Here is a 25441-nt window from a genome sequence, read left to right as displayed (position 1 = left end):
ACTTCTTTTGGGTACTCTTGTTATGTCATTTTCTTCACTTGGTTTATCTGCCGCACTGGTCAATGCAGCGCAGGAGCGCGCTTATCGCGAGCCCACGCCTGTTCAGACAACCGCGATTCCTGCCATTTTAGCGGGACGCGATGTGCTTGCGTCGGCTCAGACAGGATCTGGCAAGACCGCAGCTTTTTGCCTGCCTTTGTTGCAAACCTTGGTACACAAGCCACGTGGTGAGACCAGAGCCGTCCAGACATTGATTTTGGTGCCTACCCGCGAACTGGCAACCCAGGTCGGTGAGACTTTGCGCATCTTGGCGCAACATCTGCCACAGCCCGTCAAACTCGCAGTACTGTTCGGCGGTATATCGATTAATCCGCAGATGATGCATTTACGCGGAGGTGCCGATATCGTGATTGCCACGCCAGGGCGTTTGCTTGATCTGGTGTCGCATAATGCGCTGCAACTTTCTGCGGTGCGCACGCTGGTCTTGGATGAAGCTGATCGTCTACTCGAATTAGGCTTCGCGGACGAGTTGAGTCAGGTAGTGAAATTATTGCCTATACAAAGGCAAAATTTGTTTTTCTCTGCGACTTTTTCTCCACAGGTTACGCTGCTGGCAACGAGTATGCTGCACGATCCTGTTCAGATTGAGATCGCAACTACAGCGGATACTGCGCCCGACATTCAGCAGCGCGCAATTGTGGTTGATGCCAAACAGCGTACACAGTTATTGCGGCACCTGATTACCAGCGAAAAATGGCCGCGTGTGCTGGTCTTTGTCGCGACCAAATATGCGGCTGATCTGATTTCGACCAAACTGCGTCGTGCTGACATCAATGCCGAAGCCTTTCATGGCGAGCAAAGTCAGGGTAAGCGTAGCCAGGTGCTCAGCGATTTCAAAGCATCCCGGCTCAAGGTGGTGATTGCGACCGACGTAGCGGCGCGCGGTATCGATGTCAGTCAGCTTCCGGTGGTGGTGACTATGATTTGCCGCGCTCCAGTGAGGATTACACACACCGTATCGGACGTACCGGCAGGGCAGGAGAGTCGGGCCTTGCAATCAGTTTTGTCTGCGCCGACAGTGCGAATGAAGCGCATTTTCGCTTGATAGAGCAACGACATAAAATCAAAGTAGCACGCGAACATATTCCTGGTTTTGAGCCCACACTTGATGGCGCTGCATCTAATCTGGAAGCATCTGATGCCACTGCCGTTGCTGCTGCCAGTGATCCGAATGGAGGTATCAAGGGAAAACGTCCGAGCAAGAAAGATAAGTTGCGCGCTCTCGCCGCTAAATCTGAGTAATTCACCCTCGGAAAAGCATTTCAACAGGGATCTTCTAAAAACTCTTTTCATCCATATTTTCTGGAGCCGCTTACACCGGCTACTCCTGCCTTTTCTCTATGGCTCTGTGTCGAGAGGATTTGTTTTTGCGTCAGTGTCCTATTGATGTGATCTTCAATTTAGATTTTTTTTAGAAGTCCCCAATATGCTTTCCGCAATACTGGTGCGGCTTGCAGACTGATTTCGGCCTGTAAGTCGCACCAGCATTGCGGAATCAGTTTAGGGAGGTCTTGGATAATCCCGTTTGAACGCATTAGGTCGTCGTAGCTACCTCATTGCAGTTATATCGTGGTAATTCTGACTTCAATCAGAACCGTCATTGCTGCAGTGAACGGATAACCCGGCATGGATTACCCGCTGCAACGACATCAGGCGGTACATCCTGAGTAACGACGCTGCCAGCGCCGATAACTGAGCGTGCGCCGATACTGACTCCCGGCATGATGACGCTATTGCCGCCTATCCAGCAATCGTCTCCCAGATGAATCGAGGCGACTAATTGCAATCCAGCGGCACGTTCCGCGGCATTAACGGGGTGTGTGGTGGTATACAAATGCACCGCAGGCCCGAGCAATACGCGGGCGCCGATATGAATCGCGGCGGCGTCCAGCATGACACAATGATGATTCGCAAAAAAATCCTCGCCGAGGAAGATATTTTTCCCGTAATCACAATAAAAATCCGGTTCGATAAAGGCTGACGACACTACTCCAAATAACTGTTGAAACAAGGGTTGTCGCTGCTTCATTTGTTGCACCGGAATGGCATTGATTTGTCTGCAAAGCTGTTTCGCCTGTTTACGCGCCGATAGATGCGATGGTAGTCGCGGGTTGAATGGTTCTAAGATCTTTGTCATCACAGCACGCGGTAGGCCAGTCTATCCATCCTGGTCCGGCTCAGACGGCCGAGCAGACGCTTGACGGCGGGAGGGTAATCCACCGTTTTTTCTATCTCACTGTAATGAGCGATCGCCTTGGTATGTTGAAAAATACTGCGCAATTCGTCTTGTCTTTGCGCGGCTAATTCTTGCCCTGGGTCTCTTATCAATAAGGCATTTTCCAGATCGAGCCGGAAGGCGCGGGGATTCAGGTTGTTCCCCGTTACCAGCATGACGTCTTGGTCAATCCACAATCCCTTCAGATGATACGTATTGTCACCGTCTTTCCATAAATGCAGATGTAATTGTTGGCCTAACTCGGCTTGATGTGACTTGGCAAAACGTCGTAAATTGGTTTCGTACAAATAGGGAAGTGCACCTATTACTTTAAAGCTTTGCTCTGGCGGGATATAAAAATCGTTCGCCGTTTTATCCCCGACGATGATGTCGATGTTGACGCCGCGTTTTAGCGCACGGTTGATCTCACGGGTTACGGCGAGAGGGAAATTGAAGTAGGGCGTACAAATCGTGATCTGTTCCCGGCTAGCTGCCAGCAACTGACAGATGACCCGGTTTAAAGGATTATTTTTTCCGACTCCGACCAGCGGCGTTACCGTCAATTGCGGTAGTGCGGATGTGCTTGAGGGCGCGTAAGGTACGAAGTAGCGGGAGCGCTTCAGTTGCTCCCTGAATTCGTGAATTTCGCGCCGGATGCTGCGGGTTAAGGGGATCTGCGGCGTATCTAACTTATGTACCGCCGCTGCGGCCAGAATATGCTCGCGTATGAACTGCACCATGCTATCGGCGAGAATTTTATTCTGGATTAGCAGATAGCGGTCATGGCGGTATTTATCCTGTTTATGCAGATACACATTATTCAAACTCGCGCCGCTATAGATCACGACATCGTCAATCACAAAACCCTTGAGATGCAGGACGCCGAACAGCTCGCGCGTTTGCACCGGAACGCCGTAGATCGGGACGTCGGTGGAGTGAAGCAAGGCTTGATCCTGATACCAGCCCGCATTGCCTGCTTGTTTATTCGCTGGTCTTGCCTCGCCGATTAAGCCGCGTTGCGCTCTGTGCCAATCAACCAGCACGCGGATATCCAGCGCCGGACGCAGGGCTTTTGCTGCATGCAATGCTGCCAGAATTTCTGCACCGGCTTCATCATGCTGGAGATAAAGACTACACAGATAAATGCGATGTCTGGCTCCTGCAATCTGCTGAAGAAGTTCCGCTCTATACGCCGCCGCGCTATGCAAGGTAGTGACCGAACTTGCTCTCAATGGTATCAGCGGTAATTGATCCAGCGATTCACGTGAATTGAACAAGGCCATGTAAAGTTAAACGCAAAATAGGGAAGGCATCATGGTAACACCGGAGTTTGTCAGAATGATTTCAACTTCTTGCTAATTTGCCACATCCATGGAAAATCCCGGATAATCTTGGATTATGATTTAGCCTATCGTAATTTTCATTCTAATGACAAGGTAAAGCACATGAAGTGTAGTCTGAATAAAGCGGGTATCGCACTCGCCCTGCTAGCCGCCTCTCTATCAAGCGTAATAAGTAGCAGCGCTCATGCACAGTTCCGCAATGCACTACCTAACGCTACCAATGCGACCAACTCGACCAACACCACCGATGGCCCGGTCATTGTGCCTGACGCACCGGAGCAGGTAACGGCATTGATCAAGCACGACAGCCAGATTGGCAGTGGTGCTGAAGCGGTGTACGGTTCGCTGGTTGAGGTCCATTACACTGGCTGGCTGTATAAGCCGAAATCTCCCAGCTTGCGCGGCAGCAAATTTGACAGCTCACGTGACGCCGGACAAGTATTTCCTTTTCAGCTGGGCGCGCGCCAGGTCATCAAGGGCTGGGACATGGGCGTTATGGGAATGAAAGTCGGCGGTAAACGTACCCTGATCATCCCCAGTTATCTAGGCTACAGCACAACGGGCTCTGGCTCTATTCCGCCGAATGCGGCATTGATTTTTGATATTGAGTTATTGAGCGTGAAGTAATCAGGACGGTCTGAGGCTAACAACATCGGGCATAAAATACAGAGTAGTGGACTGATATTCGTTGATTCGTTACGATCCGCAGGCTGGATGCGGCTTTCAGAGGCATTTCGTGCCAGCAGGCGCATCTGGCCTGCGGATTCTATGTTGTGGGCTGATAAAAGCCCTTTCACGGATATTTTATGGAGCTACATGCTCTTCTAGTCCTGGCTTTTCTATGTATCTCTATATTTTTGTGTTTCTGTGTTGAGAGGCCAAGGTTTTTTACGTCAGTTCTATCGATGCGATTTTTCAATTTGGAGGTTTTTAGACGTTCTCTTTTATTGATAATCCACGGATTCAGTTTTTTCGCATTTAAAAGAAGAAACCTGAACCGGAAATAAAAATGAAGGCGCAGGCACTTTTTGCAAAATTAACTGTCAAAGCGCTGGCCTCAAAAAACAATGTTGTTCAAAAAAAGCAAGCAGGCTAACCGTCCCGTAGTGGCAGACCATATCCTGCCCCTGAATTTATTCATCGTATTGAAAGTGTTTATGTCAGCTTTGCGCCCCTTGTTGAAAGCTATTTGCTTTGCCTTCCCGCTGTTCTTCGGCATGCTGCCAGTCTCTGCTTTTGCCGACAGACTCAAAGTTCAAGAGGTGGATAAGGCCGATGCCGATGCGGCCAAACCCAGTTTTCGCGAAAATTACACCAAGTACGAATATCGCATCCCGATGCGCGATGGCGTGAAGTTGTTCACGGTCGTTTATGTTCCTAAAGACGCCAGCAAATCGTATCCCTTTCTGATGAATCGCACGCCGTATAGCGCGGGTGTGCACGATCAGGGGGAATTGCATTACGGTGTTGATTTTCACCCGACCTCATTAGGGCCATCTAAAGACTTCGAGACGAGCGGTTATATTTTTGTGAATCAGGATGTGCGCGGGCGTTATATGTCAGAGGGGAAGTGGCAAGAGATGACGCCGCATCAAAAAGCAGCACGCGCAGCGGGTGAGGGTGTTGAGAGCCAGGATATGCATGACACGGTCGAGTGGCTGCTAAAAAATATCCCGGGCAATAATGGCAAGGTCGGCATCTGGGGCATCTCTTATCCGGGTTTCTATACGTCGGCCAGTGTGATTGATTCACATCCTGCCATCAAGGCTGCATCGCCGCAGGCACCTGTAACGGATTTGTTTATGGGCGATGATTCGTACCATGGTGGTGCCTTTATGCTGGCAGCGAATTTTGGCTTCTACGCGAGTTTTACGAATGAACAAAATCCGACAAATCTGCCCAAGCGCTGGGAGCAATTCGAGTATGGAACTGAAAATGGCTATGACTACTTTTTATCGCATTTGACTTTAAAAAATATCACGAGTCAGCTCAGCGACAAACAGCGCGAATTGTTAATGCCAACGATCTTGCATACGACCTATGATGATTTTTGGAAGCCACTGAATATCGCTCCTCACCTCAAAAATATTCATGCAGCTATTTTGACAGTAGGCGGCTGGTATGACGCCGAAGATCCGCAAGGACCACTGACGACTTATCGCAGCATCAAGAAAAATAATAAAGACATTTTTAACGGCATCGTTATGGGCCCCTGGGCGCATGGTGGTTGGGGGCGCGCCGATGGCAAAAGTCTGGGCAACGTGAATTTTGATGTCAAAACAGGGGATTACTATCGTAAGAATATTGTCTTCCCTTTCTTTGAACAACATCTGAAAGGCGTCTCCGGTAAAACGATTCCAGAAGCGCAGGTATTTGAAACCGGTACCAACGTCTGGCGCAGCTATACAAGCTGGCCGCCACAACAGGCACAGGCACGCATGCTGTATCTTGGCGCAAACGGCCGCTTATCCTGGACTCAGCCGAAGGTGGATGGTGGCGATGTAGCTTCCCAATTTGACGAATATGTCAGTGATCCAAAAAAACCGGTTCCTTTCGTCGGCTACACGACCATTGGCGTGCCACAAGAGTATCCGGTCGCTGACCAGCGTTTTGCCTCGACGCGTCCCGATGTGCTGGTATATAAAACCGAACCGCTTGAAGAAGATGTCACGGTGCTTGGTGAGATTTCACCCCGACTCTTTGTCTCAACCACGGGTACGGATGCGGACTGGGTAGTGAAGCTGATTGATGTTTATCCGAATGAGTATCCATCGGCTGCAGCGCCAAGGAACCGTGCTAATGACGTGCCGCCACCATCCGTGACCATGGCGGGTTATCAGCAACTGGTGCGTGGTGAGCCGATGCGTGGCAAATTCCGCCAAAGTTTTGAGAAGCCGGTGCCCTTTGTCCCAGGACAAGTTGAGAGCCTGAACTACACAATGCCGGATATCAATCATACCTTCCGTCGCGGACACCGCATCATGGTGCAGATACAAAGCTCCTGGTTTCCTTTGGTCGATTTAAACCCACAAAAATTTATGGAAATTCCAGAAGCAAAACCTGAAGATTTTCAAAAGGCGACACAGCGGGTATATCATGCACCCGGACAGTTTTCCGGGATCGCCGTGCAGGTGTTACCGGGAACGAAGTAGTAACGAGATTGTGCTATAGCAGAGATCCTATTTTAAAAAATCAGAGAGACCCATACTGTGAAAAAAATCATGCACCACAATGCTCAATTCCTGACGCTGCAACTACGTCGTAGTGTGTTAGCCGTGTCCTTGTGCGTATCCGCGATGTCCGGTGCGCATGCTCAGACTGCTGCGACCAATAGCTTGGTATTGGAAGCGCAGACCATGGATAAAAAGATGGATCCTTGCACTAATTTTTTTGAGTATTCGAACGGTACCTGGCTGGCGAATAATGCGATCCCTTCAGACCGCGCGCGTTATACCGCGTATGACGAAGTAACCGAACGCAATCTGCTAGCGTTGAAGGCACTAGCAGAAACAGCGGCATCTGCAAATCTCGATAGCAAGGTAAAAAATCCAGTGACGCAACTGGTCGGTGCTTATTATCAGAGCGGCATGGACGAAGCACGGATCGAAGCCGAAGGTGCAAAACCTCTGGCCGCCGAACTAGCGCAGATTGATGCCATTTCAGACCGTACTCAATTACTGGCGGTCATCGCCAAGCACCATCAGATCGGTGTCGGATCACTGTTTAATTTTTATGTCGATCAGGATGCCAAAAACACTAAACGCTATATCCCGCAAATTGTTCAGGGTGGTCTGGGTTTGCCAGATCGTGATTATTATTTAAAGACAGATGCCAAAACGCTGGAGATACGCAAACAGTATCAGAAGCATGTAGAGCATACGTTCACGTTGCTTGGCGATAGCGCCGAGGTCGCGAAACAAAACGCCGCTGCGGTTTTGGCACTCGAAACGCGACTCGCAAAAGCCTCAATGACCAAAGTCGCTCTGCGCGACCCGCAAGCGTCTTACCATTTGCTGACCTTATCTGGCCTAGCCAAAATTGATGCCAGCACTCAATGGACCAACTATTTCAAAGACATCGGTCTCACCGAGCCAGCTGAATTCAATGTCGGTCAACCCAAGTTCATCGCCGAAGCAGGCCAGATGTTAAATGCGCTGCCACTACCGCAATGGAAAACCTATCTGCGCTGGCAACTGGTGAACGCCCGCTCTAAAGACTTGTCCTCCTCATTTGTGAACGCAAATTTTGATTTCTATGGCCGTACGCTGGCAGGAACCAAAGAGTTGCAACCGCGCTGGAAACGTGTCCTGAGCACTTTGGATGCGAATGTCGGCGAAGCCTTAGGCGAGTTATACGTGGCACAGTTCTTCGGCCCCGAAGCGAAGGCAGGCGTGCTGGAAATGGTCGAGAACATCAAGCTGGCAATGCGTGACAGTATCAGCAAGCTTGAATGGATGTCGCCAGAGACCAAGAAGCAGGCTTACCGCAAGCTCGATACGATCGTCGTCAAAATTGGTTACCCCGATCAGTGGCGCGATTACAGCCAGTTGAAAGTCGACGCTACGTCTTACGCAGGCAATAACATGCGAGCTGCCGAGTTTGAATTTAAACGCAATCTCGCTAAATTAGGTAAGCCGATTGACCGCAATGAGTGGGGCATGACACCGCAAACGGTGAACGCGTATTACAACCCAACCATGAATGAAATGGTTTTTCCGGCAGGCATCTTGCAACCGCCTCTCTACCATGTCAAAGCAGATCTGGCAGCGAATTACGGCAATACCGGTGCGACGATCGGGCATGAGCTGACCCATGCGTTTGATGATGAAGGCCGTCAATACGATGCAGATGGTAATTTAAAAAGCTGGTGGACCAAGGCTGATGAAAAGGCTTTTCTGAAGCGTGTCGTCGGCATTGAAAAACAATTCGATGAATTTAATCCTATCGACAAACTGCATATCAACGGCAAGCTCACCGCCGGTGAAAATATTGCCGATCTGGGCGGCGATAAGATCGCGTTGCAAGCATTACGCAATGCGCTGAAAGTCAAACCGCAGGCAGCAGAAATTGATGGCCTGACACCGGAACAACGCTATTTTGTCGCGAATGCCCAAAGTTTCCGCGGCAAGATGCGCGATCAGAGCTTACGTTTACAAATCGCGACCAACCCTCACTCGCCGGAAAAATACCGCGTAATCGGACCGATTGCCAATATGCCCGAATTCGCCGACGCTTTTTCCTGCAGCGCGAGTAAGTCACCATTACGTCCAGAAGCCAAACGCGTAACGATCTGGTAATTGATTTTTATAGGTAAAACACTGATACGCCAGTTCCTTTGAGCGGACTGGCGTAGGCTGTTGAGTTGGAGATTGGTCTATCGAAGTTGAGTGGTGATTAAGCGTTTAAGTGTTTGGTGATCGCAATTTAGTGTTACGTAGACCAAACCACCCAACAATCACATCTTTTCCATCTCTTCAGGATCCAGTGCAATCACATGTGTTTGCGGTAATCCTTTTTCATCGTGCCATTCGCGTACAACACATGCCTGACCGTATTCATCTACGTCGACGATTTTAAAAAAATTGCCGATCATTGATTCAAACAAGATGCGCTCATCGGCTGGAAAGTTGTTAATAAAATCCTGGCTCAGACTGACGATGCGTACGATGTCGCCGATTGCAATGGCTTGGTTTTTGCAATCATGCAGGTTGGGATTGCTCATGAGAATTCCTGTTAGTTATTTTTATTGCGACAGCAATTCTGATGTGTTTAGCGCGTCAGAATCTGTGTATTTAAATGCTGATCCGCAAGCAGCATGCGCCTTGTGGCACGAAAATGGCCTGAGAGGCGCATATTGCTTGCGGATTATAATCCGGACTTCTAATAATTCCCGATTCGACGCTTTGTGATGTGGCGAGTGCGGGTCAAGGATTTATTAGAAGTCGCGATATGAGCTGCGGTATAACGGATACTTAAAGATAGGGTACTAAGCTTCCGCAATACGCTTAGCAATATGTGCCAGAGCCTCTTCTACCTGATCGATCAGAATCAGGCATAAGTCGCCTTCGCCCAGACGTGCCATTGCCGTATCAATCGCTAAAAATTCACCATTAATTTCGTCGATGATTTTGGTGCGGTTGGCGTTTGCTAAACCTGCGCGCAGCAAGGCGACGACTTCGCCATCGGCACGACCGCGCTGGCATTGATCCTGATACAGCACCACGTCGTCAAATGCATCGCCGAGGATTTCTGTCTGTTGACGGATGTCCTGATCCCGACGGTCGCCGGCGCCGCTGATCACTACTGAGCGACGTTTAGCAGGCATGCTTTCTACCGCGCGAACCAAGGCCAAAATCGCATCAGGATTATGGCCGTAATCGGCAATCAGCGTCGCACCACGATAATTGAATAAATTGAAGCGGCCAGGTGCATTATCGCTTTCATTCGCAAAAGTTTGTAGTCCTGCGTGAATCGCGTCCCAAGCAATGTTCACTCCCCAGGCTGCAGCGACTGAAGCCATGACGTTTTCAACCTGAAAGCCGATGCTGCCATTGCGCGTAATCGGAATATTGGCGAGCGGGATTTCGTGACGTTTTTTACCTTCGACTGCAACTATATTAGTGCCTTCCACATAGACCACACGGTGACCTTGGGCGCGATGTGTTGCGACAATGGGGTGCTGCCCATCGGCTGCGAAGAAGGTGACTGAGCCATGACAGTTATTGACCATGCCTGCCACGATAGGGTCCGCTGCGTTCAATACGGCAACGCCATTATCGGCAACGTTTTGTACGATGACGCGTTTCAGAACTGCCAGATCTTCTACGGTGGTGATGTAATTCAATCCAAGGTGGTCACCTGAGCCAATATTGGTAATCACAGCGACCTGACAGCGGTCGAATGCCAGACCTTCGCGCAAGACACCGCCGCGTGCAGTCTCAAACACTGCTGCGTCAACGTCAGGATGCAGAAGAACATTGCGGGCACTGCGAGGGCCGCTGCAATCACCGCTGTCGATACGGCGGCCTTCAATATACACGCCGTCGGTATTGGTCATGCCAGTACGTAATCCGCTGGCAGTCAGCAGATGTGCGATCAGGCGCACGGTCGTAGTTTTGCCATTGGTGCCGGTGACGGCAACGATAGGAATGCGGCCGTCATTGCCATCTTCAAACATTGACGACACAATAGCTTCGCCGACCGCGCGGCCTTTGCCGAAAGATGGCGAGAGATGCATGCGCAGTCCCGGCGCAGCGTTGACCTCAACGATGCCACCGTTCTGGTCTTCAATCGGTTTGAGCACGCTGTCGCAAACCAGATCAACACCACAAATATCCAGGCCGACCATTTGTGCAGCAACTACCGCGCGGGCAGCGACTTCCGGATGCACATCATCTGTGACGTCGGTAGCAGCGCCGCCAGTGGAGAGGTTTGCGTTATTACGCAAAATGACTCGCTGACCTTTGGCCGGGATGGAATCAGCGACGAGGTCCTGTTTTGCCAGACTCGCCAGAGCGATGTCATCAAAACGGATTTTTGTCAGCGAGGTTGCATGACCTGTGCCGCGACGCGGATCTTTGTTGACCTGTTCTACGAGTTCGCGCACGGAGTGCACACCGTCGCCGACCACTTGTGGCGGATCGCGGCGAGCAGCGGCGATGAGTTTGTTACCGACGACCAGCAGGCGGAAATCATTGCCGGGTAAATAGCGCTCAACCAGAATATCGTCCCGGAATTCTGCCGCAGCGTGATAGCCAGCTTCCAGCTGTTCACGTGTGGTGACATTGACGGTGACACCTTTACCTTGATTGCCATCTTTTGGTTTGACTACGACAGGCAAGCCAATTTCGCAGGCGACTTTCCATGCGTCATCAATATCGAGAACGGTACGGCCAAGCGGTACGGGCACGCCCGCAGCGTCTAGCAGTTTTTTGGTCAGTTCTTTGTCTTGTGCAATGGCTTCGGCGATTGCGCTGGTGCCGTCCATTTCGGCGGCTTGAATCTTGCGCTGACGACTGCCCCAGCCAAACATGACCAAGCTGCCTTCGGTGAGTCGACGATAAGGGATGTTCCGGTCTACGGCCGCTTGCACGATGGAGCCGGTAGAAGGTCCGAGCCTGACGTCTTCATCAAGTTCCCTGAGTTGAAACAGCGCAGCAGCGAGATCAAATGCCGTGTCACTGATGGCGCTCTGAACTAAATTCTCTGCCAGTTCGAGAGCCAGACGACCGACGACTTCTTCTGAATATTCCACCACCACCTGGAACGTGCCTGCTTCCAAGGTCTGCGTGGTGCGGCTGAACGTGACCGGACAGCCCGCTTGTGCTTGTAAACCAAGTGCCGCTAATTCCAGCACATGCGCCATAGGAATAGGTTCCTTATGACCAGTTGGTTGCAGGGGGCTTATTTCCGGGAAGCGGGCACGCAAGCGTACTTCGAATCCATTCATGTCGCCTACTGAGAGCTCTGCATTGCTACAACTGACTATCGCTTCAACAGCGGTGTGATGGCTCCAGAGATTGGGGCCGCGTAGCGCTCGTATGCGTGATACTTCCATAAACCTTCATCCTATCTTGATGGCTTTGCCAATGGTTTGTTTGCCAGGCAATCAATTTTGTCCGCTATCTCTACGCAGTATTTGCGTTAGTTGATATCGCCGGATTGACTACCTTTATTTCTTGTCTGAGTTCGTCTGAATCTCGTTTATATCTTGCCCGTCGCTTCTTCCGTGTTTGTTCGATTTCTGCGCGGTGCTAGATTTTTTTACGGTAATTTTCTATATTAATTTCTGCATTAATACGGAGATTTCTTTGGGCTTGAATCAAATGTTCTCAAACCAGCAACGATAAAATCAGGAGAAATATCTAATGCCCAAGCGGCAGCAACTGCGGCCATGATGACTTCTGGCTGTGCTGCTTTACTTGGTTTTAATGTCGACAAAGCGAGTATTGCAGTTTCTTCTGCGCCGGTTGCAAGAATAATTTGCCCGTCACGTAAGAATACAGCCCGCTCATTACTGGCACGATGCTGAACAATCGCGTCCAGCTCTGGATTGAGTCCGTAAAAAATCACTTTGCCATCGCAGAGTTCGGCCAGTTCAACTACTTGCGGCTGTGCTGCGTTCAGGACAGCGACGCCGTCAGGCAACACGACATCGACCTGTGTGCGCATGACTTTAAACATCTGATCTGCGGCATCGATATAGAATTCACCGAGATCCGCATGTCCGTCCATGTCGGTCACAACCGCAACCTGACATTTGTCGTAGGCCAGGCCTTCGCTCAGTATCATGTTGGCGTTTGTTTCAAATACAGCAGCTTCGACAGAACGGTTCAACAACAGGCGCTGACTCGCCTCCCATTGCGTGCAATCGGTTTTGACAACTTGGCGCTGATCTAGGAACAGGCCTTGATTGCAGGCGACACCGGTATGCTTGCCAGTCACATGAATCAGACTGGCGATCAGGCGCGCGATCAGGCTGGTACCTTGTGTTTTTGAACCAGCGACACCGATGACCGGGATGCGGCCGCTTTCTTCTTCTGCAAACAGGTGCGCAATAATGGCCGTACCGACAGGGCGTGGTTTGCCTTCAGCAGGTTTAAGATGTGCCAGCAAACCGGGGCTGGCATTAACTTCAATGATGGCGCCACGTTGCACTTCCAGCGGCCGGGAAATATCCTCGGCAACCAGATCAATACCGGCAATATCCAAACCGACAACGCGGGCAGCTAAGGCCGCCGCTTCAGCGATGGAGGGATGTACATCGTCTGTGACGTCGAAGGCGACATTGCCGTTAGGCTGTATCAAGACTTTTTGTCCGGCTAAGGGGATGGAATATGCGGTAAAGCCCTGACGTTCCAGTTCCAGAATAATTTCGGCCCCTTTTTCTGGTGCCAGAGCATTCAGCGGAGAGTCTTCGTTCGTGCCGCGACGTGGATCAGTGTTGATCTGGTCATCGACCAGTTTAATAATATTGGAACTGCCGTCACCGGTTACCCATAAGGCTTCGCCTTTCGCAGCAGCAACCAGGCGTTTTCCGACGACTAATAAGCGATGTTCGTTACCGGTAATGAAGCGCTCAACAATCACGCTCTTGCTATCGCCCTTGCGCGCTGCCAGGTGGTAGGCGGCATGCACATCTGCTTCTGTCATCAGGTTCAGCGAGACTCCACGGCCATGATTGCCATCGTAGGGTTTCACTACTACCGGCACGCCAATGTCTTCGGCTGCTTCCCAGGCTTCTTCGGCACTTTTGACCAGACTGCCCTCAGGCACCGGTACCCCACAGGATTGTAGTAAGGATTTCGTTAAATCTTTGTCGCTGGCGATGCTCTCGGCAATCGCGCTGGTGCGGTCAGTTTCTGCGGTCCAGATACGGCGCTGTGCGGCACCATAACCTAGCTGTACCAGATTACCCTCAGTTAAACGGATAGATGGTATTTTGCGATCGGTCGCTGCATCAACAATATGTGCGGTTGATGGACCCAGGCAGAGCGAATCAACCATGTCGCGCAGTTCGCCCAGCTTCGCTTCCAGATCGAAAGGCGTATCTTCAATCGCCGCCATTAACAAGTCACGGGCAACTGCAAGAGACGCTTTGCCTACTTGTTCTTGCCGAGTGCGGAACGCCATTTTATACACGCCAGTCTCAGACGTAGAGCGTGTCTGGCCGAAGCCGGTACGCATACCTGAGAGATTTTGCAATTCAAGAACGACGTGCTCCAGAATGTGTCCGGCCCAAGTACCTTCTTTCAGACGTTCCAGAAAGCCACCACGTTTGGCCTCACTGCAACGATGCTCCACCAACCCTGGCAACCAGGCAGTCAGTCGTTCATACAGACCGGGGAGGGTATTCGAGGGGAAATCTTCTAGCGTTCCTATATCTAGCCAAGCTTCGATCACAGGGCGATAAGTCCAGATATTAGGTCCGCGTAAATGGGTCACACGGAGAAATTCGATGTCTTTCTTCTTCGTTGTCATGTATTTAATTTCTTGATAGCAGAACGTTTTTTCCGTTCTTAAATCTCTCAGAGGCTTGCACTTGCGACTGAAACTTATATTGAATGAATCCAGAACATGACATCTTAGCTGGCTTTGCTTACTTCTCCAGCGAACTTGTCGCTACGGCTACTCACATGGGTAATTAATATCAGTAATTAATTAGTAATGAATATTAGCAATATATCAGCAGCCATTTTAGTGAATCTGCATTTTAACGTTGAATAACGCTGAATCAATGCGTATCGATTCAATATAAGGTCGTTCGGTGCAAGCTCCTAAGTGAGTTTTTTCGGGGTGGATCAGGTTTGTTATAGACCAATTTCGCCATTACAGAGAACGCTTGCTGGTATACTTGTGCCAATTTTCCGCACTAATGTGTCAATTTTTGCATCTTCTTGGTCAGGTTTTTGTCCAAAATTTTCGTTTCGATAGAATACCGTAAATTAATGCTCTGGTGATATGTTGAATGAGCTAGTCTCATCGTGAAAAGCATCTAATTTCTTTTATTGATGCGCTATTGATGAATTTTCTGCATCCGGTTTCAACACAGCTTGGTAATAACATGAGTATTCTGTTCTTCGAAAGCATGAACTAGATACAGAATTATGTGGATATCGCATCACTCTTTAAACCAAGATTATCGATGATGATCTGAACGATTTATTTTTTTATACCCATTTCTTGCCATAAATCCGAGCCAGTCAAACGATGACAACACAACAATTAAGTGCTGATCCGCAAGTCGAACATTCACTTGCTTTATTACCGAGCCACTGGCGCTCAGAGATCCGGCAGCAACTTTCCACAGATGAGAACGTTTTAAGTGCCGTTGAGGTTGACCTTGACGCACGATTGCATTTTGTGAAAGGACTCTTGGTCGTTACCAGTCAGCGTCTGTTGGCACGCGCTCCTGGTGAAACGACATGGCAGGCCTGGCCTTACAAGAAAGGATTGAAACTTCAGCATCATGATCACGCTGGCGTCGGTCATTTAGAATTATTCAACGATAGCGGACGTCTGGCGAGCTGGTGCTTCACTCTCGGACAAAATCTGCTGATGATCCGTTTGATGGATCAGTTTAAAGAGCAGCTACACAGTCACGTCACCGGCATGCCGGTAGAAAAAGCCGAGCAAAATATTTGCCCGACCTGCAAAGCGCCGCTGGAACCGGATCAGGACGAGTGTCCGATCTGCACTAAAGTGATTTACACACCGCCATCGACCTGGACTTTATTCCGCCTGTGGCGTTTTGCGCATCCGTACCGCTGGCAATTGCTGGCTGGCTTCAGTCTCATGTTGCTTGGTACCGGCGCTCATATGATTCCGCGTTATCTGACCAAACCGCTGACGGATGAGGTGCTGATTCCATATCAAAACGGGCAGCATGTTGATCCACATCTGGTGAGCCTGTACATCGGCGGTTTATTGGGCTCTGCCGTGCTCGCCTGGCTATTGAGCTGGGGGAAAACCTATATTCTTGCGCTGGTTTCTGAGCGTATCGGTGCCGATCTTCGCACCACCACTTATCAGCATTTACTGAAATTATCTCTGGAATATTTTGGTGGAAAACGTACCGGCGATCTGATGTCGCGTATCGGTAGTGAAAGTGACCGGATTTGCGTGTATCTGTCCTTGCATTTACTCGACTTTGCAACAGACGTTTTGATGTTCGTGATGACGGTAGTCGCCTTATTGCAAATCAATACCAAGCTCGCTTTGGTGACTCTTTTGCCATTACCAATTATTGCGTGGATGATTCATCTGGTGCGCGACAAGTTACGTACCGGCTTTGAAAAAATCGACCGTGTCTGGGGCGAGGTCACGAATGTGCTTGCTGATACGATCCCCGGCATCCGTGTAGTCAAAGCCTTTGCACAGGAAAAACGCGAAGCTGTGCGTTTCCGTGAGGCGAACAAACACAATCTGGCTGTCAACGACAAGTTGAATAAAGTCTGGTCCCTGTTTTCTCCGACTGTTTCTTTCTTAACTGATCTCGGTATTCTAGTGGTCTGGGCATTTGGTATCTGGCAGGTTTCGCATAACGAGATTACGGTCGGTGCGCTGGTTGCAGCCGTGGCGTTTATCAGTAATTTTTATGGACGTATTGACTCCATGAGCCGTATCGTCTCCGTCACGCAAAAATCGGCGTCTGCGGCCAAACGTATTTTCGATATTCTCGATCACGTATCTAGCGTGCCCGATCCGCAGCACCCCGTCAAAGTGAACGAAGTCAAAGGTCAGATTGACTTACGTGAAGTTGGCTTCCGTTATGGCAACCGTGCTGTCAATCGCGGTATTAATTTATCCATCAAGCCGGGTGAAATGATTGGCCTGGTAGGGCATAGCGGATCAGGTAAGAGCACTTTGGTAAACCTGATCTGCCGTTTTTACGATGTCTCGGAGGGAGCGATCCTGCTTGATGGCGTAGATATCCGTTCGTTTGCGGTATCCGATTATCGTCAGAACATTGGTTTGGTATTGCAAGAGCCTTTCTTGTTCTTTGGCACGATTGCCGACAATATCGCGTATGGCAAGCCAGATGCGACACGTGAGGACATTGTCGCCGCAGCGCGTGCCGCTCATGCGCATGAATTTATTCTGCGTTTGCCGCAAGGGTATGACTCAATGGTGGGCGAGCGCGGGCAAGGACTTTCTGGCGGTGAGCGTCAGCGTATCTCGATTGCACGTGCCTTGTTGATTGATCCGCGTATTTTGATTATGGATGAGGCAACATCCTCAGTCGACTCAGAGACAGAAAAAGAGATTCAGAAGGCACTCGATAACCTGGTGAAAGGTCGCACTACGATTGCGATTGCGCATCGCCTGTCGACATTGCATAAAGCTGACAGGCTCGTCGTACTTGACCGGGGTGTGGTGGTCGAGGTGGGTAGTCACGATGATCTGATGGCAAGCGAAGGGGCTTATTTCCGTCTGTATCAGGCACAAGCACGTAATGCAAATCTCGGTGGAGGAGAATAAGATGAGCGATCAATTTCAACTCAGCCGTAACAGCTTCGGCCATCTTGTATTAATTACTGCCAGCGGTGAGATGCATGATCATGTCAGTCCCGTGCGTGCTTTTCCTATCCAGACGCCGGATGAAGGTATCTCCATGGTCTTGCAAGATGGACAGGAAGTTGCCTGGATTGCGAAACTCAATGAGTTGCCGCAGTCCGTGCGCGTATTGGTGAATGAGGAGCTGGAGGGGCGTGAGTTTATGCCAGAGATTCAGCACATACTTAGCGTCACCAGCTACGCCACGCCTTGTACTTGGAATGTTAAAACTGACCGTGGCGACACAGCGTTTGTGCTGAAGGGTGAAGAGGATATTCGCCGGATAGGCAGAACCTCTTTACTGATTGCCGATAATCACGGCATTCACTTCTTAGTTAGGGATATGTTTGAAATAGACAAACACAGCAGAAAGATACTGGATCGTTTTTTGTAAATTGATCAGCAACTAATTCAATAACCTCAATGAGAATTTTATTCCCATTGAGGCTAAATTATTTATAGAGTATTAAATTTAATATCTGCAATGTGCATTTATGTGTTTCTACTTGCTTGTATATGCGCGCTCGATAGCGCCCTTTACCCGAAAGTTAATTTGATCGCAATCCCGTAGTTGCCTCTGTTCGCCAGCAATCGAGGTGTTTATAGGTGAGTGAGTCTGGTGACGAGGTAATGTATTGAGTTGCTAAAATACCCTTAGCGGAGTATAAAAACAAAAAAACCCATCTTGACGTAATTCATCGCAGATCTTTAGGAATCTCATTGTGACTCAAGAACATCCGACAACATTAGACGCAGAATCGCAACGCCTGGAGCGATGGTTTTTATTGTTGGGTGAGCTGTCCGATTGCCTCTGGCATGCACAGGATGTGCAATCTATGTTACGAGGGTTTTGCCAGTTATTGGTCGACAAAGCGTCCTATGTTTCAGCCGATGTCGTCGTGAATTTTAATGGCGTGAATGAACAATTCTCTGCTTCTCTGGCTCAAATTTCCAGCAGCCATCCATCTCTTGCATCGTCATCTCCCGTTAATGAATTGACGATTGCTTTGCAATACGCAGAGCGTTCATTGGGAGAGTTGCGGGTTCGCTCGCCTCATGACCTGACGATTGGAAGCGAGGCTTTTACTATTTTGCTCAGGCTGGCAGAAGAGCTCTCGACTGCGCTTGCCGATTTTACCCATACACAAGATCATCGTAGCCTGCAGGAGAGCGTCGATATTTTCGCGCTTGCAGTGGAGCAGAGCCCATTTGGCGTTGTCATTACCGGCACGACGGGCTTGCTGGAATATTGCAATGCGAGTTTTACCTTGATGTCCGGCTACACACAGCAGGAATTGATGCATCTTCCTGTGCTCTGGGAGAATAGCATCGTAGACGGCGCTGTCAATCCGGATACATTGCTTGCACTGAAAATCGGCGATCACTGGCAGGGTGAAATTTTATGCCGACATAAAAACGGTCAATCCTATTGGGAGCGTCAGATCGTCTCACCTCTGCATGACGCCGAAGGACAAATGACGCATCTGATCGCGGTGAAACAAGATATTAGCGATTATCGGTTTCAACTTGACAACGTAGAGCAAGCCTTATTACTCCGTGAGCAGGCGCTGGTGTCGAGCAGCAACGGTATCATGATCACTCCATCGTGTATGTGAACCCCGCTTTCGAACGGATTACCGGATATTACTCGGCGGAGGTTGTCGGTCTTGAAGGACGTTTCCTGGTGCGTGATGATCTGGCTCAGCCTGATCTGGAAGAAATCCGTACCGCACTAAGAGAAAAACGTGCAGGCAAAGCCTTGCTGCGTAATTATCGTAAAGACGGCTCCTTGTTCTGGAATGAATTGCACATCGCGCCTGTGCATGATGCAAGTGGTGCTGCGACGACGCATTTTGTCAGCGTGATCAATGATGTCAGCGACCGCGTGACTTACCAGAATGAACTTGAGTATCAGGCGACCCATGACAGTCTGACCGGTCTGGCGAATCGTAATTTACTGAACGACCGTATTCAGCATGCAATTGCCTGGGCGAACCGGGAGAATCAGTTAATTGCTGTCATGTTGCTGGATCTTGATCACTTTAAATTGATTAATGATGCTTCGGGGCATGGATCTGGCGATGCGATGTTAAAAGAGGTGGCAAAGCGGCTGATGCAATGCGTACGTGATACCGATACTGTTGCGCGCCTTGGCGGCGACGAGTTCGTCTTGATTTTGACCGATTTACGGGAACCGGGTGATGTCGATATCATCGCAGAAAAAGTGCTTACAGCTTTGTCTAAGCCCTTTGATGTGATTGGTCAGGATGTGGTGGTGACCGCGAGCATCGGGATTTCCTTTTATCCCAAAGATGGTGATCACGGTGAGATTTTGTTGCGTTACGCCGATATCGCGATGTACCGGGTTAAAGAGCATGGCCGTAACAGCGTCAGACAATTTGTGCCGGAAATGGGTGTGACGGCGATTAGTCGCCTGAATATGGAAGCTGCATTACGGCGAGGTCTGGAACGTAAGGAATTTGTATTGCATTACCAGCCCAAGATATCGTTGCCCGATCAAAAAATCATCGGTGCCGAAGCACTGGTGCGCTGGCAGCATCCGCAGATTGGGATGATTCATCCGGTTGAGTTTATTCCGCTGGCAGAACAGTCAGGATTGATTTTGCCTTTAGGTGAATGGGTACTGGCTGAGGCCTGCCGGCAGCAAGTGTTATGGGCAAAGCAAGGGCTGGCAGATTTAAAAATTGCGATCAATATGTCTTCACGCCAGTTCAGGCAGGAGGATCTGGCTGACAGAGTGGCCGCGATATTTACCGCAACCGGAGCTGATCCTCAATTGCTGATACTGGAGCTGACCGAGAGCATGGTGATGCAGGATGTTGAGAGTACCTTACTGACTTTGCGTGCGCTGAAAAATCTTGGCGTTGCCATTTCGCTGGACGATTTCGGTACCGGTTATTCGAGCCTGTCTTATTTGCGCCGCTTCCCTATCGATGAACTCAAAATCGATAAATCTTTTATTAACGATATCCACGCCAATCCAGATGATGCGGCGATTGCCAGTGCAATTATCGCCATGGCCGTCAGCCTCGGATTGCGTGTTGTGGCGGAAGGCGTAGAGAAAGAGGAACAGGCAAGCATGCTGACCAAGATGGGATGCCATCAGGTACAAGGTTATTACTTCGGACGCCCGGTGGATGTTGCCAGTTTTGCCAAACGCTGCCGCGAGCAGCAGCGCCAGAGCAGTTCTGCATCATGAGCAAGCTGAACTGGCAAGCATGTTCAGCGGCTGAACTGGCGGCATTGCTACAGCAATCGACCATGGAAAAATCGAGTGCGGTAGGCAAAACGACGGTCTATCAGGTAACCCACGAGGGCAGTGAGAAATTGATTTTATCTCTGCTCGATGGGCATGCTTTGGTGATTGAGGTAAGTCACACGAAGCACCTTAGACGCAGACGCATTGATCAAACCGAGAAGTGAAATGGTGATCTAATCTGGCGCGAATCAGTCAAAGTCGTGGGTATAAAATTTACTCACTTCTTCCTTCCCATTGCGCATCAAGCGGATAATTTTTTCAAAGCGAAAACCGATTTTTTCCAACAAGTGTGATGAGCGCGCGTTGTCGGGTGCAGTAATTGCAACCAGACGCTGGATTCCTAATGTCTCGTTGGCATATCGCATCACAGCACTGGCCGCTTCTCTGGCCAAACCTTGTCCGGCAAAAGCAGGCAGAAACGCATAGCCGATATCGACATTTTCCAGACCATCTCGTTTGATTAAACCGCAGATGCCGATTGGCCGGGTTTCTGTGCGTAACTCAACAAGATATAAACTAAAACCCCGTTGCGCCTGCATCGCCATCGGGCCTTGCTGAATTGATTCTTTCGCCGCGTCAATCGTTCGTATACCCTTGTCGCCGATATTTCTGATGTAAGACGCGTCATTGATGAGCTCCAGATAAAATTCAGCGTCGTCGCTGCTGATCGTACGCAACTTCAGGCGAGCTGTCTCAAGAATATCCATAGTTTTCTTTTGTCTTGAACGTAAAGATGAATTCTTTTTGATTGTAGCAATCAATTGGATTCGGCATCATCTGATATTGACCTTACTCCATTCCGAAAGATGTTTATGAACGCCTATATTTGCGACGCAATCCGCACTCCGATCGGACGATATGCCGGGATCTTCAAAGATGTGCGTCCCGATGATTTAGGCGCAATTCCTTTACGTGCGCTGATGCAACGACAGCCACAGGTCGACTGGTCTAGGTTGGACGAAGTGATTTTTGGTTGTGCAAATCAGGCGGGTGAGGACAACCGGAATATCGCCAGGATGTCTGCCTTATTGGCCGGCTTGCCGATCACAGCCGGTGCCGCGACCATCAATCGCCTTTGTGGCTCGGGTATGGATGCGGTAGGCAGCGCCGCACGGGCAATCAAGGCGGGTGAAATTACGCTGGCAATTGCGGGAGGCGTGGAGTCCATGACGCGTGCACCGATGGTGATGGGGAAAGCAGATTCCGCTTTCTCACGCCATGCCGCAATTTTTGACACCACAATCGGCTGGCGCTTTATCAATCCTCAGATGCGCTCTTTGTACGGAGTTGATGCCATGCCAGAGACCGCTGAAAACGTGGCCACCGAGTATCAGATCAGCCGCGCTGATCAGGATGCGTTTGCACTGGCAAGTCAGCATAAAGCCATGCAGGCGCAGACGAACGGTGTGCTGGCAGAAGAAATTATTCCGGTGAGCCTGGCGCAAAAAAAAGGCGATCCCCTTGTGCTGACCCAGGATGAGCATCCGCGTGCAACGACGTTAGAATCGTTGAGTAAGTTAAAAGGCGTGGTCAGACCTGATGGCAGTGTGACTGCCGGTAACGCGTCCGGGATCAACGACGGCGCCTGTGCTTTGTTGCTGGCATCGGAGAGTGCTTTGCAACAGCACAGTTTGATACCCAAAGCCCGTATTCTTGGCATGGCAACTGCCGGTGTTGCGCCGCGCATCATGGGCATCGGCCCGGTACCCGCAGTGCAAAAGGTATTGGCGCTGACGGGTCTCAGTTTGTCGCAAATGGACTGGATAGAATTGAATGAGGCATTTGCGGCGCAAGGCCTGGCCGTGTTGCGTCAGTTGGGCTTGCAGGACAATGATGCCCGTGTAAATCCGAACGGCGGCGCGATTGCTCTGGGGCATCCGCTGGGGATGAGTGGCGCGCGGCTTGTCACGACGGCGACGTACCAGTTACAGCGTTCTGGCGGCAGATACGCCTTATGTACCATGTGTATTGGTGTCGGACAAGGTATTGCCATTGTGATTGAGCGTGTATAGTTCAGTTCAGCTTAGCTGAGATGAGATGAGATGATATGACTAGGCGCACATCAATCTAAGTAAAGCCAGCTAAATCAGAGATGGTCTGAAATACCTTTCTTGTGATCTGTTTTATCGTGCCCTAAAACGTCTGTTTTTTGCACGGATAGCGCTGTTTGATCCGCCCGGTAGTGAAAAAATCATTGCCGTGTGCTGACGAAATATTCCTCCCGGCGTGGTATGAAAATGAAATTCTTCATTTTCAATGCCGCCTTATTTTCATCGTTATTATTAACAGACACGACTGTTTATTGTGCCTTAGCTGATCATCTGTCATGATGTATTCGTCAGGAGTGTTTGCCTCCACTAACGCATTAAGGAATCCAAGACGAACTCGTTGAAGAGCAGATTAATCTTTGTGATCGGTGTGCTGGTTACTGTGTGTACGATACTGTTGACCATCGGTAGCTACGTCAAAATGAAGGCACAGATCGAGAATGATCTGAACAATGAAATCCGTGGCGTTGCATCTGGCTATAACGCAGTCTTGAGTAACTGGATACAAACCAATCTGGCGATGGTTGATAGTCTGGCTCAGGGGCTTGGGACGGCGCTGATTTGCAGGCGAGCCTCACCATGATGCGGGCGGGTGGTAGCTTTCTGAGTGTGTATCAGGGCAAGCCCGACAAGGAATTCACAAATATCCCGGCTGACCCGCCGCCAGCAGGCTTCGATCCTACGGTGCCCCCCCTGGTATAAAGGTGCGCTCGACGCAAAAAAACCAATCGTCACTTCACCGTATATGGGGGGCGCACCGCTGGGTCTAATGATTACCTTTGCAGCACCGGTTAAAGGTGGCGAGGGCGGTGTTGTCGGTGCCGATGTGTTCCTGACTAAAATTGTCGAACAGATTCTGACGATCAAACTTGCGGGTGGTGGCTACGCCTTTTTGCCGGACAAGAGCGGTCAGGTATTGGCACATGCCGATCAGGCCAAGGTCATGTAGCCGGCCAAAGATATTTCTGCCGATCTGGCGCTGGATAATCTGTCGACTCTGAGTAAACAAAAAGATCCGGTCGTCACGCAGATCGGTGGTCGTAAAACGCCGAATCCTGTAAAAAAAGTGATGAACAAGTCCGCTAAGGCGATTAGCTACGACGACGAATAAGAGAACTAAAAGGTCAAAAGACCAAACGACCAAACGATCAAACGACCAACAGGACTAGATAGTTCGTTCAACAGCGGTTTTGCAACCCGGGCGGAAAATTTTCCTCCCGGATTTTTTATTGCAGACGCCAGCGCATCTCCGTATCCATCTCGATGTTTATTGTCGCTCGTCTGCACTTGCATGTGCTTGCATATGCAGTTCTTCAACAAGTATTTTTACGCGGCTTCTGTCAGGATATTCGCACTTGTCCGGCTCTATTGGGCGACGGGGCACAACAAGGTAAAATGCTCGCAATTAAACAGAGATGAAGTCAAATTTATGAAACTCGCAACCCTGAAAGATGGTTCCCGTGACGGTCAGCTGGTGATCGTTTCCCGCGATTTAAAAACCGCGATGATGGCAGATGGCATGGCACCGACTTTGCAGCGCGCACTCGATGACTGGAACTTTATCGGGCCGCAATTGCAGGAAGCGTATGAGCGACTGAATGCGGGCCGGGCGACGACTACGTTTGACTTCGACCCCGCCAACTGCATGGCTCCCTTGCCACGTGCTTTTCAATGGGCGGATGGCTCGTCCTATGTGAATCACGTTGAGCTGGTGCGCAAGGCACGTAATGCTGAGATGCCTGAAAGCTTCTGGCATGATCCGCTGATGTATCAGGGCGGCAGCGATGATTTTATCGGTCCGAGAGACGATATCGAATTGGGCTCAGAAGACTGGGGTATCGACTTTGAGAGCGAAATCGCGGTGATCACTGGCGACGTACCTATGGGTGTCAAGGTGCAACATGCCGCGGAGCATATCCGTCTGGTGATGCTGGTGAACGATGTCTCGCTGCGCAATCTGATTCCGGCGGAGCTGGCGAAAGGATTTGGTTTTTTTCAATCGAAACCGGCATCGAGTTTTTCACCCGTTGCAGTGACGCCGGATGAACTCGGCGACGCCTGGAAAGACGGCAAAGTCCATCTGCCATTGCGTTCAAGCTGGAACGGCAATCTGGTCGGCCAGCCCAATGCAGGCGTGGATATGGTGTTTTCGTTCCCGCAACTGATTACGCACTTATGCAAAACCCGTAACGCCCGCGCTGGCACGATCATTGGCTCAGGGACTGTATCGAATAAAGATGCAGCGAAGGGCTATAGCTGCATCGCTGAGCAGCGTGCGCTGGAAATGATTGCGCATGGGGAGGCGACCACCTCTTTTATGAAATTCGGTGACAGCATCAAAATTGAGATGTTGGACAAAAACGGAAAATCGATTTTTGGTGCGATTGATCAGAGCGTAGTTGAGGTCGCCAGATAATCTGCATTGATTTGCATTAATCCG

Annotated in this window: 18 protein-coding genes and 1 pseudogene; 13 read left to right on the top strand and 6 right to left on the bottom strand. The window is 50.0% G+C overall.

Annotated features, from left to right (window positions below; translation table 11 throughout):
• Positions 1-22: 22 nt before the first annotated feature.
• Positions 23-1302, top strand: a pseudogene (locus tag ACO0LE_RS14830) (DEAD/DEAH box helicase).
• A gap of 355 nt (positions 1303-1657) precedes the next feature.
• Here ACO0LE_RS14830 and ACO0LE_RS14825 read toward each other — a convergent pair.
• Complete coding sequence (locus ACO0LE_RS14825; protein WP_422961131.1) at positions 1658-2197, bottom strand: sugar O-acetyltransferase; 540 nt, start codon at positions 2195-2197, stop codon at positions 1658-1660.
• Positions 2197-3558: a CDP-diacylglycerol--serine O-phosphatidyltransferase gene (gene pssA / locus ACO0LE_RS14820; protein ID WP_422961130.1), complete on the bottom strand. Its 1362-nt coding sequence runs from the start codon at positions 3556-3558 to the stop codon at positions 2197-2199. The genes ACO0LE_RS14825 and pssA overlap by 1 nt, the downstream gene beginning before the upstream one ends.
• 162 nt (positions 3559-3720) lie before the next feature.
• Between pssA and ACO0LE_RS14815 the strand changes: the two genes are divergently transcribed.
• The 3 genes from ACO0LE_RS14815 to ACO0LE_RS14805 all read left to right on the top strand — a co-directional run bounded on the left by ACO0LE_RS14815 (position 3721) and on the right by ACO0LE_RS14805 (position 8915).
• Entirely contained in the window at positions 3721-4245 is a 525-nt protein-coding gene (locus tag ACO0LE_RS14815; RefSeq protein ID WP_422961128.1) for an FKBP-type peptidyl-prolyl cis-trans isomerase, read from the top strand.
• A 440-nt stretch (positions 4246-4685) separates the two neighbouring features.
• On the top strand, positions 4686-6770 hold the full coding sequence (locus ACO0LE_RS14810) for a CocE/NonD family hydrolase (RefSeq protein WP_422961127.1): 2085 nt from the start codon (positions 4686-4688) through the stop codon (positions 6768-6770).
• Positions 6771-6839: 69 nt separating this feature from the next.
• Positions 6840-8915, top strand: a complete 2076-nt coding sequence (locus ACO0LE_RS14805) for a M13 family metallopeptidase (protein ID WP_422961126.1) — start codon at positions 6840-6842, stop codon at positions 8913-8915.
• Positions 8916-9073: 158 nt separating this feature from the next.
• Here the strand turns inward: ACO0LE_RS14805 and ACO0LE_RS14800 are convergent, their stop codons facing one another.
• The 3 genes from ACO0LE_RS14800 to cphA (ACO0LE_RS14790) all read right to left on the bottom strand — a co-directional run bounded on the left by ACO0LE_RS14800 (position 9074) and on the right by cphA (ACO0LE_RS14790) (position 14598).
• Complete coding sequence (locus ACO0LE_RS14800; protein WP_422961125.1) at positions 9074-9340, bottom strand: hypothetical protein; 267 nt, start codon at positions 9338-9340, stop codon at positions 9074-9076.
• A gap of 264 nt (positions 9341-9604) precedes the next feature.
• On the bottom strand, positions 9605-12175 hold the full coding sequence (gene cphA, locus ACO0LE_RS14795; RefSeq protein ID WP_422961124.1) for a cyanophycin synthetase: 2571 nt from the start codon (positions 12173-12175) through the stop codon (positions 9605-9607).
• Between the two features lie 236 nt (positions 12176-12411).
• Complete coding sequence (gene cphA, locus ACO0LE_RS14790) at positions 12412-14598, bottom strand: cyanophycin synthetase (protein WP_422961122.1); 2187 nt, start codon at positions 14596-14598, stop codon at positions 12412-12414.
• Between the two features lie 729 nt (positions 14599-15327).
• On the opposite strand from cphA (ACO0LE_RS14790), the gene ACO0LE_RS14785 reads away from it, so the two are divergent.
• The 5 genes from ACO0LE_RS14785 (at position 15328) to ACO0LE_RS14765 (ending at position 21117) form a co-directional block, all read left to right on the top strand.
• Entirely contained in the window at positions 15328-17598 is a 2271-nt protein-coding gene (locus ACO0LE_RS14785; protein WP_422961121.1) for an ABC transporter ATP-binding protein, read from the top strand.
• Between the two features lies 1 nt (position 17599).
• Positions 17600-18067 carry a DUF1854 domain-containing protein gene (locus tag ACO0LE_RS14780; RefSeq protein WP_422961120.1) on the top strand — a complete coding sequence of 156 codons (468 nt, stop codon included), beginning with the start codon at positions 17600-17602 and terminating at the stop codon, positions 18065-18067.
• A 328-nt stretch (positions 18068-18395) separates the two neighbouring features.
• Positions 18396-19289: a PAS domain-containing protein gene (locus tag ACO0LE_RS14775; RefSeq protein WP_422961119.1), complete on the top strand. Its 894-nt coding sequence runs from the start codon at positions 18396-18398 to the stop codon at positions 19287-19289.
• Positions 19286-20893, top strand: coding sequence for a putative bifunctional diguanylate cyclase/phosphodiesterase (locus ACO0LE_RS14770; protein WP_422961118.1), 1608 nt, complete (start codon positions 19286-19288; stop codon positions 20891-20893). The genes ACO0LE_RS14775 and ACO0LE_RS14770 overlap by 4 nt, the downstream gene beginning before the upstream one ends.
• Entirely contained in the window at positions 20890-21117 is a 228-nt protein-coding gene (locus ACO0LE_RS14765) for a hypothetical protein (protein WP_422961117.1), read from the top strand. The genes ACO0LE_RS14770 and ACO0LE_RS14765 overlap by 4 nt, the downstream gene beginning before the upstream one ends.
• A gap of 24 nt (positions 21118-21141) precedes the next feature.
• Here the strand turns inward: ACO0LE_RS14765 and ACO0LE_RS14760 are convergent, their stop codons facing one another.
• On the bottom strand, positions 21142-21660 hold the full coding sequence (locus ACO0LE_RS14760; protein ID WP_422961116.1) for a GNAT family N-acetyltransferase: 519 nt from the start codon (positions 21658-21660) through the stop codon (positions 21142-21144).
• Between the two features lie 105 nt (positions 21661-21765).
• On the opposite strand from ACO0LE_RS14760, the gene pcaF reads away from it, so the two are divergent.
• The 4 genes from pcaF (at position 21766) to ACO0LE_RS14740 (ending at position 25417) form a co-directional block, all read left to right on the top strand.
• The gene (gene pcaF, locus ACO0LE_RS14755; protein WP_422961115.1) at positions 21766-22965 is read left to right on the top strand and encodes a 3-oxoadipyl-CoA thiolase; all 1200 of its coding nucleotides are present in this window, start codon (positions 21766-21768) and stop codon (positions 22963-22965) included.
• Between the two features lie 376 nt (positions 22966-23341).
• Positions 23342-23584 (top strand): hypothetical protein, encoded by a 243-nt coding sequence (locus ACO0LE_RS14750; RefSeq protein WP_422961114.1) that lies wholly within the window; start codon positions 23342-23344, stop codon positions 23582-23584.
• Positions 23585-23746: 162 nt separating this feature from the next.
• The gene (locus tag ACO0LE_RS14745) at positions 23747-23950 is read left to right on the top strand and encodes a hypothetical protein (protein WP_422961113.1); all 204 of its coding nucleotides are present in this window, start codon (positions 23747-23749) and stop codon (positions 23948-23950) included.
• A 480-nt stretch (positions 23951-24430) separates the two neighbouring features.
• Positions 24431-25417 (top strand): fumarylacetoacetate hydrolase family protein, encoded by a 987-nt coding sequence (locus tag ACO0LE_RS14740; RefSeq protein ID WP_422961112.1) that lies wholly within the window; start codon positions 24431-24433, stop codon positions 25415-25417.
• The last annotated feature ends 24 nt before the right edge of the window (positions 25418-25441 follow it).

The organism is Undibacterium sp. Xuan67W (genome assembly GCF_049340165.1).
In the GTDB taxonomy this organism is placed as follows: Bacteria; Pseudomonadota; Gammaproteobacteria; order Burkholderiales; family Burkholderiaceae_D; genus Undibacterium.
This window is presented reverse-complemented; position numbering and strand designations above follow the sequence as displayed.

Bases quoted from the DNA above. Each gene is read 5' to 3' on its own strand.
- ACO0LE_RS14780 (WP_422961120.1), top strand. From the start codon at position 17,600: ATGAGCGATCAATTTCAACTCAGCCGTAACAGCTTCGGCCATCTTGTA.
- ACO0LE_RS14825 (WP_422961131.1), bottom strand. From the start codon at position 2,197: ATGACAAAGATCTTAGAACCATTCAACCCGCGACTACCATCGCATCTA.
- ACO0LE_RS14785 (WP_422961121.1), top strand. From the start codon at position 15,328: ATGACAACACAACAATTAAGTGCTGATCCGCAAGTCGAACATTCACTT.
- ACO0LE_RS14760 (WP_422961116.1), bottom strand. From the start codon at position 21,660: ATGGATATTCTTGAGACAGCTCGCCTGAAGTTGCGTACGATCAGCAGC.
- cphA (WP_422961122.1), bottom strand. From the start codon at position 14,598: ATGACAACGAAGAAGAAAGACATCGAATTTCTCCGTGTGACCCATTTA.
- ACO0LE_RS14800 (WP_422961125.1), bottom strand. From the start codon at position 9,340: ATGAGCAATCCCAACCTGCATGATTGCAAAAACCAAGCCATTGCAATC.
- pssA (WP_422961130.1), bottom strand. From the start codon at position 3,558: ATGGCCTTGTTCAATTCACGTGAATCGCTGGATCAATTACCGCTGATA.
- ACO0LE_RS14815 (WP_422961128.1), top strand. From the start codon at position 3,721: ATGAAGTGTAGTCTGAATAAAGCGGGTATCGCACTCGCCCTGCTAGCC.
- ACO0LE_RS14810 (WP_422961127.1), top strand. From the start codon at position 4,686: ATGTTGTTCAAAAAAAGCAAGCAGGCTAACCGTCCCGTAGTGGCAGAC.
- ACO0LE_RS14745 (WP_422961113.1), top strand. From the start codon at position 23,747: ATGGGGGGCGCACCGCTGGGTCTAATGATTACCTTTGCAGCACCGGTT.
- cphA (WP_422961124.1), bottom strand. From the start codon at position 12,175: ATGGAAGTATCACGCATACGAGCGCTACGCGGCCCCAATCTCTGGAGC.
- ACO0LE_RS14765 (WP_422961117.1), top strand. From the start codon at position 20,890: ATGAGCAAGCTGAACTGGCAAGCATGTTCAGCGGCTGAACTGGCGGCA.
- pcaF (WP_422961115.1), top strand. From the start codon at position 21,766: ATGAACGCCTATATTTGCGACGCAATCCGCACTCCGATCGGACGATAT.
- ACO0LE_RS14805 (WP_422961126.1), top strand. From the start codon at position 6,840: ATGCACCACAATGCTCAATTCCTGACGCTGCAACTACGTCGTAGTGTG.
- ACO0LE_RS14740 (WP_422961112.1), top strand. From the start codon at position 24,431: ATGAAACTCGCAACCCTGAAAGATGGTTCCCGTGACGGTCAGCTGGTG.